The 8,739-nt window shown below is 63.9% G+C and carries 11 protein-coding genes; 5 read left to right on the top strand and 6 right to left on the bottom strand.

Annotated elements, in window-relative coordinates; genetic code table 11:
- A partial coding sequence (locus tag B3V69_RS15215; RefSeq protein ID WP_296447860.1) for a phosphatidylserine decarboxylase occupies nucleotides 1-225 on the top strand: 225 nt, incomplete at its 5' end.
- Between the two features lie 27 nt (nucleotides 226-252).
- Complete coding sequence (locus B3V69_RS15210; protein ID WP_296447859.1) at nucleotides 253-1,044, top strand: enoyl-CoA hydratase-related protein; 792 nt, start codon at nucleotides 253-255, stop codon at nucleotides 1,042-1,044.
- Between the two features lie 34 nt (nucleotides 1,045-1,078).
- Here B3V69_RS15210 and B3V69_RS15205 read toward each other — a convergent pair whose 3' ends face one another.
- The 5 genes from B3V69_RS15205 to B3V69_RS15185 form a co-directional block, all read right to left on the bottom strand.
- Nucleotides 1,079-2,320 (bottom strand): HD domain-containing phosphohydrolase, encoded by a 1,242-nt coding sequence (locus tag B3V69_RS15205; RefSeq protein ID WP_296447858.1) that lies wholly within the window; start codon nucleotides 2,318-2,320, stop codon nucleotides 1,079-1,081.
- 59 nt (nucleotides 2,321-2,379) lie between these two features.
- On the bottom strand, nucleotides 2,380-3,228 hold the full coding sequence (gene purU, locus B3V69_RS15200) for a formyltetrahydrofolate deformylase (RefSeq protein WP_296447857.1): 849 nt from the start codon (nucleotides 3,226-3,228) through the stop codon (nucleotides 2,380-2,382).
- A gap of 110 nt (nucleotides 3,229-3,338) precedes the next feature.
- Nucleotides 3,339-4,196 carry a ChaN family lipoprotein gene (locus B3V69_RS15195; RefSeq protein ID WP_296447856.1) on the bottom strand — a complete coding sequence of 286 codons (858 nt, stop codon included), beginning with the start codon at nucleotides 4,194-4,196 and terminating at the stop codon, nucleotides 3,339-3,341.
- Between the two features lie 54 nt (nucleotides 4,197-4,250).
- On the bottom strand, nucleotides 4,251-4,562 hold the full coding sequence (locus B3V69_RS15190) for a BTH_I0359 family protein (protein WP_296447855.1): 312 nt from the start codon (nucleotides 4,560-4,562) through the stop codon (nucleotides 4,251-4,253).
- Between the two features lie 99 nt (nucleotides 4,563-4,661).
- A complete protein-coding gene (locus B3V69_RS15185; protein ID WP_296447854.1) occupies nucleotides 4,662-5,723 on the bottom strand; it encodes a DUF3108 domain-containing protein in 1,062 nt (353 codons plus the stop codon).
- A gap of 113 nt (nucleotides 5,724-5,836) precedes the next feature.
- Between B3V69_RS15185 and B3V69_RS15180 the strand changes: the two genes are divergently transcribed.
- A complete protein-coding gene (locus tag B3V69_RS15180; protein WP_296447853.1) occupies nucleotides 5,837-6,883 on the top strand; it encodes a fumarylacetoacetate hydrolase family protein in 1,047 nt (348 codons plus the stop codon).
- Between the two features lie 72 nt (nucleotides 6,884-6,955).
- Here B3V69_RS15180 and B3V69_RS15175 read toward each other — a convergent pair whose 3' ends face one another.
- The gene (locus tag B3V69_RS15175) at nucleotides 6,956-7,309 is read right to left on the bottom strand and encodes a TraR/DksA family transcriptional regulator (RefSeq protein WP_296447852.1); all 354 of its coding nucleotides are present in this window, start codon (nucleotides 7,307-7,309) and stop codon (nucleotides 6,956-6,958) included.
- A gap of 114 nt (nucleotides 7,310-7,423) precedes the next feature.
- Between B3V69_RS15175 and B3V69_RS15170 the strand changes: the two genes are divergently transcribed.
- Together B3V69_RS15170 and B3V69_RS15165 are read left to right on the top strand one after the other, a co-directional pair.
- Nucleotides 7,424-7,801 carry a DUF2946 domain-containing protein gene (locus tag B3V69_RS15170; RefSeq protein WP_296447851.1) on the top strand — a complete coding sequence of 126 codons (378 nt, stop codon included), beginning with the start codon at nucleotides 7,424-7,426 and terminating at the stop codon, nucleotides 7,799-7,801.
- Between the two features lie 111 nt (nucleotides 7,802-7,912).
- On the top strand, nucleotides 7,913-8,739 hold an 827-nt coding region (locus tag B3V69_RS15165), incomplete at its 3' end, for a TonB-dependent receptor plug domain-containing protein (RefSeq protein WP_414707545.1).

Here is an 8,739-nt window from a genome sequence, read left to right as displayed (position 1 = left end):
GTGTGGCACGGCGTGGTGAACGCGGAGCGCGGCGGCCAGCTGCGCGAGTGGCGCTATGACGAGCAGCCGGTGCCGTTGCGTCAGGGCCAGGAAATGGGCCGCTTCTTGCTGGGCTCCACCGTCGTGATGCTGTTCCCCAAGGGCCCGCTGCAGTTCAACCCGGCCTGGTCGCCCGCCGCTGCGATTCGCCTGGGCGAGGCCATGGCCAGCCGGCAGCTTGTCTAGGCGTGGCCGGGCTGCCACAATGGCCCCATGAACTACCAACACTTGCTGCTTACCTCCGAAGGCGCTATCACCACGATCACCCTGAATCGGCCCGAGAAGCGCAATGCGCTGGCCATGAATGTCATGCTGGAGTTGACCCAGGCCCTGCGTGCGGTGGCGCAGAGCGACGCGCTGGGGGTGATTCTGGCGGCCAATGGCCCGGTCTTCAGCGCCGGCCACAATTTTGGCGACATGGCGGGCGCCACGCTGGCGCAGGCGCACGAACTGTTTAACGTTTGCACCGAGATGATGGACGCCGTGCAGGCGATGCCGCAGCCGGTGATTGCCAGGGTGCATGCGCTGGCCACGGCGGCCGGCTGCCAGCTGGTGGCGACCTGCGATCTGGCGGTGGCCGCCGACAGCGCCACGTTCGCCATTCCGGGTGGCAAGGCGGGCCTGTTCTGTCATACGCCGCTGGTGGCGGTGGCGCGCAATGTGGGCCGCAAGCGGGCGCTGGAGATGGCACTCACCGGTGACCCGATCGATGCCGCCACCGCCGCCCAGTGGGGCCTGATCAACAAGGCCGTGCCGGCCGACCAGCTGGACGCCGCCACCCTGGATTTGATCAACCGGGCCAGCCGCGGCAGCGCGTTGTCCAAGGCGATGGGTAAACAGGGCTTTTACCAACAGGTGGACATGGCGCAGGATCAGGCCTACCGCTTCGCCGCCGAGTTGATGGCCTCGGCCGCCATGACGCCCGACGCCCAGGAAGGCATTCAGGCCTTTCTGGAGAAACGCCACGCGCAGTACACGCAGCGGCCGTCCAGCACGGGATCCTGAGCCTGGAGCGTAGAGCGGGCCGACGGCCTGACTGTTAGGACAAGGGCTTTGATAGCGCGCTGGGCCCCAGCGCTGCCGCCCGGCATTCGTCGAGATGCCGTGCCACCGTGTCGACAATGGCGCCGTCCACCTCGTTGTCGGCCTGCATCTTGCGCAGCATAGTCAGAATCTCCGGCACCGGCATGGGCGCCCGGTAGGGGCGGCGCTGGGCCAGGGCCTGAAACACGTCGGCGACCTTGATGATGCGCGCCTCCAGGGGAATCTCGCGCGCCTGGAGATGGAAGGGGTAGCCCTGGCCGTTGAGGGATTCATGGTGTTCCGCCGCCCACAAGGCCAGTTCCTCGAAGCCCCGAATCCGCCGCAGGATCTGGTAGGTGGCAAAGCTGTGCTTCTTCATGACCGCGCGCTCGGCGGGCGAGTAGGCGCCGGTGCTTTCCAGCAACTCGTCGGGCACCTGGAGCTTGCCGATGTCGTGCATGAGGGCCGCAATCTCCAGCTTGTCGAGATGATTCCCGGTCAGCCCGGCCTGTTGCCCGAGGAAGCGCGTCAGCCGTGCCACGCCCAGCGAGTGCTCGGCCGTGAAGTGGGACTTCGCGTCGACGACGCGGGCAATCAGAAAGGCAAATTGTTTCAATTCCTCCAGCGTGCCGGCCCGAACCTCCCGGAACCTTTCCATGTCGTCGACGTATTGGGGAATGTAGGCCGGATCCATCTGCAGCCAGAACGCCTCCGGCGCGCTGGCCGCGAGAAAGGCGTCGACCAGATCGGGCGCAAAAAGCACCTCGCGAAAGCGATTGATCAAGTCCCGGATCTCGCCGACATGCAGCAGCAGCGATTCGTCGCCATAGTAGGGGGTTGCCAGCGCATCCACCCGGTCCACCAGATGAATCAGGTTGGCATGGCGGGCGACCAAGGGGTCGATGCCAAGCGCGGCCATATCCTGCCAGCGCGTATGGTGGTAGCGGACGATGGGCGCCAGGTGGGCCAGCGGCGCAAAGTCATGCAGCAGGGCGTAGCCACTCTCGCAGTGCAGACTCGCGCCCTCCCACTCCAGCTCATTGATGATCTTGCGGTGCTCCCGGGTGGATGACACGCCACAGTCGTGCAAGAGACCGGCGTCGAACAGCAGATGCTGGGTGGGCGTATCCCAGGCCAGCGTCCTGGCACATTCCACCGCCATCATGCCCACGCGCCGACCATGAAAGACATCGCTGACACCGACCAAGTCCACGGCATTCGAAACGGTGAGGACCATTTGTCGAATGTTGATTTGCATGACGGTCACTTTCAAACTCGGGGCAAGGAGACTTGTAGTGTAGGTAATTCGTCCGGGTACTACTTGAAAATCACTGTTTTGTGGCCGTTGATCAGCACCCGGTGCTCGCAATGCCACTTCACGGCGCGGGCCAGCACCTGGCTCTCGGTGTCGCGCCCCAAGGTCGTCAAATCGTCCACCGTTTTGCTGTGATCGACGCGCGCCACGTCCTGTTCAATGATCGGGCCTTCGTCCAGATCGGCGGTCACGTAGTGGGCGGTGGCGCCAATCAGTTTCACGCCCCGGTCATGCGCCTGGTAATAGGGCTTGGCCCCTTTGAAGCTGGGCAGGAAGGAGTGGTGGATGTTGATGGCGCGCCCCGACAGCTTTCGGCACAAGTCGTTGCTCAGCACCTGCATGTAGCGGGCCAGCACCACCAGTTCAGCGTCTTCGGTTTGAATGATTTCATACTGTTTGGCCTCCACCTGCGCCTTGCTGGCGGCAGTCACCGGCAGATGATGAAACGGCACGTTGTAGCTGGCGGCCAGTTGGTAGAACTCGCGGTGGTTGGAAATAATGGCGCGAATGTCCAGCTCCAGCAAGCCGCTTTTCCAGCGAAACAGCAGGTCGTTGAGGCAATGGCCTTCCTTGCTGACCATGATCACCGCGCGCATCGGCTGTGCCCGCGCGTGCAAGCGCCACTGCATCTGAAAGGGCGCCGCAAACAGGTTCAGCTGGGTCTTGAGGTCCTCATGCGGCGTCTGGGCGCAGGCAAACTGAACGCGCATGAAAAACAGGCCGGTGTCATGGTCGTTGTACTGGGCCGCCTCCTCGATGTTGCCGCCGCGCTCCAGCAAAAAACCAGACACCGCGTGGACCAGCCCCAGGCGGTCCGGGCATGAGAGAGTCAAAATATAAGTAGGATTCATGGTGCGTGAATTGTCGCAGGCCAGGTACCGGCTCAACGAACACGCTTTGTCGGCGAAACGCGGGCCCGAAAAAAATTCAGGAATTGGGCCGCAGCCCTGCCGTTGCCGATTTAAGGCGTTTTCCCGGACACCGGCTCAGCCGCCTTCGTTGCCCGCTGCGCGGCGAAATTGGCACAGTAGTCAACCGGCGGAACGGGCTGGGTGAACCAGACCTGATCAAAATTTGCTATTTTTTCAATAGCATGGGGCGCTTGTTCTGCAAGGAGTAGAACTGCTTTTACCTTGAATCCCGGCGGCAGGTGCTGCGCTACGCCCAGGCTGCGATCGACGTGCGCGCCACCGGCCAGCAGCAGCACCGTCTTTCCGGCCACGGCCCGCTTGAGCACGGTTTGCGCCATGGCCACATCGCGCGCAATCTGGATGCGCGTCATGGATGAAATCTGGCTTTCAGGCAGCAGCTCGCAGTGGCCGGCGCGGACCTGCTGTTGCTGGGCCTTGAGCGCCGGTCCGCTGAGCAGCCGGTCGAATCCGGAATCGGTCATGGCTTCGCGCAAACGCGCGCGCGGCAGGTTGGCGCCAACCACGGGCACCCCGGCGCGCACCGCCGCCATCACGACCGGGCCGTAGGCAGTCCACGGCCAGCCAGCGTTGTCCCAGGCCAAGGCGGCGCGCACCTGATCTTCGTTGGCGTCAGCACCCAGTGTTTCCGTGGATTGGCCCTGGCTTGCCATCTCCAGCGCCAGCACGGCCAGCGTGTGCTGGGCGGCCAAGGCTTCCACGGTCAGGCGGTGAATGCGTTGATGCTCCGGGGCATCGTGCTGCTCACCCAGCAGAATCGCGTCGGCGGGTAGCAGCTGCTGGAGCTGATTGATTTGAAACGGGTCGGGCCGACTGGTGTCGGGGGCCGGGGCGGCGCAGCCCATCAAGCCCATGACGGCTGCAAGAAGCCACAAGGACCGGCTTGCCATGGGGAGGATCTTTTTCACCTTGCAAGCGACGCTGACAGGCGGCGCATGGGCGCTTTAGTGAACAACCACCGGGTTTTGCGCCAATTCGGCGTAGCGCTCCAGCGTGTCTTCCACCTCTTCCTGGGTTGGGGTATTTTGCTGCCAGGCGGAGATGTGCTGTTGGAACAGTTCGGCCCAGGAGCCGTCGAGATAGACCTCTTTGCCAGCGCGTTTGTCGACAATTTCGAAGCCATGGCGTGCCAGCGTGAGCACCGGCCGTGTTGGCACGCTGCGCGCATTTTTCGCATCGGACGCAACGTCCGCTGCCACGGCATTGGCCAGCATGTGCGTCACAGAATAGGTGTCGGAGTCGTAAAGCGTGTGCATGGTGAATTATCTCTTAATCGTCCTTGGCCTGCAGGTGGCAGCACAGTGGGCAATTTCAAGAGTAGACCGGCTGGACGGCCTGAAGTTCAATGACGGGGTTCAGGTTTGCGGCTCGGTCGCCAGCCATTTTTGATCGACAAAGTCACCGTTGGGCTCGGTGATCCGGATGCGAGCGGGCAGATAGCCCAGCGCCGGTGCCAGCCACAGCTCCACTTTCTGGTCAAATTGCTGACGCGGATTGCGCACCAGTTTCAGGGTCGCCTGTTCGCCACCCGGCAGGGTGAGGGTTTCCTTGCTGCCGACGGTGAAGACCCAGGTGTCGGCATCGCGCGGACCAATGGTCTGAACCGTCAGGGTAGTGCCCGGCGGGTAATGGTTGGGGTCGCCGGCGATCATGGCGCCCAGTTGCACCAGCACGCTCAGGCGGTCCTGCGCGCCGGCCAGCAGGGCCACGTCCGGCGTGTTGGCGCTGAAAGTGACTTTGCCTTTCTCGCGGTTGAAGTGGGCGGCGACTTCGCTGCGGAATTTGTCGGAAAAACGCAGCGGGGCCAGGCCTTGCGGCGTGATCTGTCCCTGACTGGTTTGTACGCGGGCTTGCCCGAAAGCGCTGACCTCCAGCCGGGCGTCGTAATTTTCACCGCCCCATTGCCACCGCAGTTCGGCGCTGGCGCCAAATGGGAACTTGTTGGTTTCCACCTTGTATTTGATGCGGACCGAGCCCGGCAGGCTGACCGCACCGATGGCGGCCAGCTGGTCGCGTGGCGCCGAGGGTTGCGGATCAGCGTCGGCAGGCCGTTCGTCCGGCGACGACTCGCTTGGCGTGGCCGCGGCCTGCGCCGGGCTTGGGGTTGCGGTCTGCCCCGTGGCGGCGTCCATTTTGGCGGGCACCGGACGTTCGCTCGGGGTCGCCGTGTGCGGCGTCGTGTCGTGAGGGGTTGTGACCGGGGGCGTCAGCTGGGGTTCTGCGGCGGGGGGCTTTGGCGGTTCCGGTTCAATCAAGCGCGTGCTGAAGGCACGGTTGGGCGGGGGCGGGGTCAGTCCCAGGTGCAGGCCCAGGGTCATGGGCGTTCCCTGCAGCACGGCGAGGTGCGCCAGCAAGACGGCGGCGGTCAGGGCCAGCAAGACCTTGAGCGAAAGCGTGCGCGACGAATCGGGCCTCACCGGTTGTGCCCCCGTTCGGCGGGTTGGTTGCCGGCGCGTGTTTTATTCCTGTCAACTAGAATTTCCGACGGTGACAACACGTCAATCCCACTTGCCATTTTCCAGTACCCCCTATGAAACTTGCCACCTACAAAGACGGTTCGCGCGACGGCCAGCTGCTTGTTGTCTCGCGCGACCTCGCTACGGCGCATTATGCGACCGGCATTGCGAACACGCTGCAGCAGGTGCTGGACGACTGGAACTTCCACTCGCCCCAGTTGCAGGATCTGTACGACGCGCTGAACCGCACGGCTGGCGGCTCGTCCAGCGCCAGCCGGGCGCGTCACGCCTTTCCGTTCGACCCCCGGCAATGCATGGCGCCTTTGCCGCGGGCCTATCAGTGGGCCGACGGCTCGGCCTATATCAACCATGTGGAGCTGGTGCGTCAAGCGCGCGGGGCCGAGGTGCCCGCCAGTTTTTACACCGACCCGCTGATGTACCAGGGCGGCAGCGACGATTTTCTGGGTCCCTGTGACGAAGTGGTGTGCGCCAGCGAAACCTACGGCATTGATTTCGAGGCCGAGGTCGCCGTCATCACCGGCGACGTGCGCATGGGCGCGACGCCGGAGCAGGCGCTGGACGGCATTCGCCTGCTGATGCTGGCCAACGATGTGAGTTTGCGTAACTTGATTCCGGCGGAACTGGCCAAGGGTTTCGGCTTTCTCCAGAGCAAACCGGCCACCGCCTTCAGCCCGGTGGCCGTCACCCTGGACGAACTGACGTTCAACGGCGACAGCGCCTGGGACAAGGGCCGCGTGCACCTCACGCTGCAAAGCACCTGGAACGGCCGCAAGGTCGGCATGTGCGAGGCCGGGCCGGAGATGACTTTTCACTTCGGCCAGCTGATTGCCCACCTCTGCAAGACCCGCAACATGCGCGCCGGCGCCATCATCGGTTCCGGCGCCGTCAGCAACAAGGACTGGAGCCACGGCTACAGCTGTATTGCTGAAAAACGCGCGATCGAGACGATTCAGGATGGCAAGCCGGTCACCGAGTTCATGAAGTACGGCGACACCATCCGCATCGAGATGAAGGGCCGTGACGGCCAGAGCCTGTGTGGCGCCATCGAGCAGGAAATCGTGCCGCTTGAAAAAGCCGCCTCGACCCGCGGATCGCGCTGACTGAAAAAGGCCGCGTATCCCGTCCGGATAGCAGGCCTGCCGGCTATTGTTCGGCAGTCCTGCGCGGCTTTCCTACTCCGCTTTCTCCTGGCAGGCGATGCAGCGCGGCGCTTCCGGCGCCGCATGGAGCCGGGCGGCGGGAATTGCCACGCCACAGTCGATGCACTGGCCGTAGGTGCCGGCCTCAATCCGGTGCAGGGCGGCGTCCACCATGCTGAGTTCGTCGGATTCACGCGCATCGAGCGTGAATTCGAGTTCGCGCTCGGTGCTCACCTGCGCCGTGGAATCCTCGGCTTGACCGAAATGGTTGGCCGACGCCTCGGCGCGGCCGATTTTGCCGCCGCGCAGGTTGGCCAGTTGCTCCAGCAGGCTGGCGCGCTGGGCCAGCAGTTGTTCTTTAAAAGGGGTGGTGAGTTTTGTGGTCATGGTGGCACCTCTGTGTGGGTAAGCCTTCATCATGCGCCATCCTTCGGTGCGCGTCTTTAAGGAAAGTCAAGTCGCGTTGCGGGCCATTCGGCACCATCGGCCATAATCCCCGCCATGCCATCCCTGCAGTTCCTGCAATCCCTACGCAACGCTCATCTGCTCGCCCGCTTCGTGCTGGTGTGGTTTGCCTTGTCCATCGGCGTGGCGATTGCCTCGCCGCTGGTCAAGCCGCAGGCCATCGAGCTGGTCTGCTCGGGCGCGGGCGTGATGAAGGTGCTGGTCAAGACCGCCGATGGCACGAAAGAGGTGGCCGGCCACACGCTGGACTGCCCGCTGTGCGCCACCAACAGCGCGCCGCCACCGCCCGTGGCGCGCCTGAGCGCCGAGCCGCTGCAGCCCCTGGCCCATGTGCTGCAAAGCATCCCGGCCGCCCACATGGCCGCGCTCACCGCCGCGCCCTTGCCGGCGCGCGGACCTCCTGTTTTCTCCTGAACTATTGAATTGATAGCGCCTTCCGCCCGTTCCATGCGGGCTGGAGGCTGATTTGATTGATATTTTCGGAGTATTTCCGTGCGGAAAAATCGTGTTGCCTTGGCGCTTGCCATGGCCTTTCCTGTTTCTTTGGCTATCGTTTTTCCCGTCGCGGCCCAGACGCAGCCCGACGCGCCCGTCAAATCGCTGGGCGTCGTCACCATCCGCAGCGGTGCGCCGACCTCCCTGCCGACCCAGATCCCCACCACCATCGAGGGCATCACGCGTGAGCAGATCGAGCAGAGCATCAACGCCACCGACAGCGAAGATGCGCTCAAATACTTTCCCAGCCTGCTGGTGCGCAAGCGCTACATCGGCGACTACAACCACGCGATTTTGTCCAGCCGGGCCTCCGGCACCGGCAACAGCGCGCGCTCGGCGGTGTATGCCGACGGCATTCTGCTGTCCAACTACCTGGGCAATGGTGTCGGCGGCCTGAGCTTTCCGCCGCGCTGGGGCTTGGTGACGCCGGAAGAAATCGAGCGGGTGGACGTCATGTACGGCCCGTTCTCGGCCGCCTACGCGGGCAACTCGGTGGGCGCGGTGGTGGACTATGTCACGCGCATGCCGACAAAATTCGAAGCCCATGCCAAGGTCGGCTATGTCTCGCAGCCGTTCGAGCTGTACAACACCAGCGCCACGTTCAATGCCTGGCAGACCAGCGCCTCGCTTGGCAACAAAAATGGCGACTGGTCGTGGTTCCTCAATTTCAACCACGCCGACAGCCACGGCCAGCCGCTGACCTTTGCCACGCGTCTGCTCAGTGCGGGCACCGCCGGTGCCGCCGGGACCGCCGTCAGCGGTGCCGTGCTGGACAAGAACAACACCAACGCGCCCATCTACATTCTGGGCACCGGCACCGAATTCCATACCCTGCAAGACCACGCCAAGCTCAAGCT

The organism is Rhodoferax sp. UBA5149, assembly GCF_002413825.1.
GTDB lineage: Bacteria > Pseudomonadota > Gammaproteobacteria > Burkholderiales > Burkholderiaceae_C > Rhodoferax.
The sequence above is the reverse complement of the archived record's forward strand: the minus strand, read 5'-3'. Positions and strand labels throughout refer to the sequence as shown.

What these genes read in the sequence shown, in the direction of transcription:
- B3V69_RS15210 (WP_296447859.1), top strand. Translation starts at nt 253, where the DNA reads ATGAACTACCAACACTTGCTGCTTACCTCCGAAGGCGCTATCACCACG.
- B3V69_RS15205 (WP_296447858.1), bottom strand. Translation starts at nt 2,320, where the DNA reads ATGCAAATCAACATTCGACAAATGGTCCTCACCGTTTCGAATGCCGTG.
- purU (WP_296447857.1), bottom strand. Translation starts at nt 3,228, where the DNA reads ATGAATCCTACTTATATTTTGACTCTCTCATGCCCGGACCGCCTGGGG.
- B3V69_RS15195 (WP_296447856.1), bottom strand. Translation starts at nt 4,196, where the DNA reads ATGGCAAGCCGGTCCTTGTGGCTTCTTGCAGCCGTCATGGGCTTGATG.
- B3V69_RS15190 (WP_296447855.1), bottom strand. Translation starts at nt 4,562, where the DNA reads ATGCACACGCTTTACGACTCCGACACCTATTCTGTGACGCACATGCTG.
- B3V69_RS15180 (WP_296447853.1), top strand. Translation starts at nt 5,837, where the DNA reads ATGAAACTTGCCACCTACAAAGACGGTTCGCGCGACGGCCAGCTGCTT.
- B3V69_RS15175 (WP_296447852.1), bottom strand. Translation starts at nt 7,309, where the DNA reads ATGACCACAAAACTCACCACCCCTTTTAAAGAACAACTGCTGGCCCAG.
- B3V69_RS15170 (WP_296447851.1), top strand. Translation starts at nt 7,424, where the DNA reads ATGCCATCCCTGCAGTTCCTGCAATCCCTACGCAACGCTCATCTGCTC.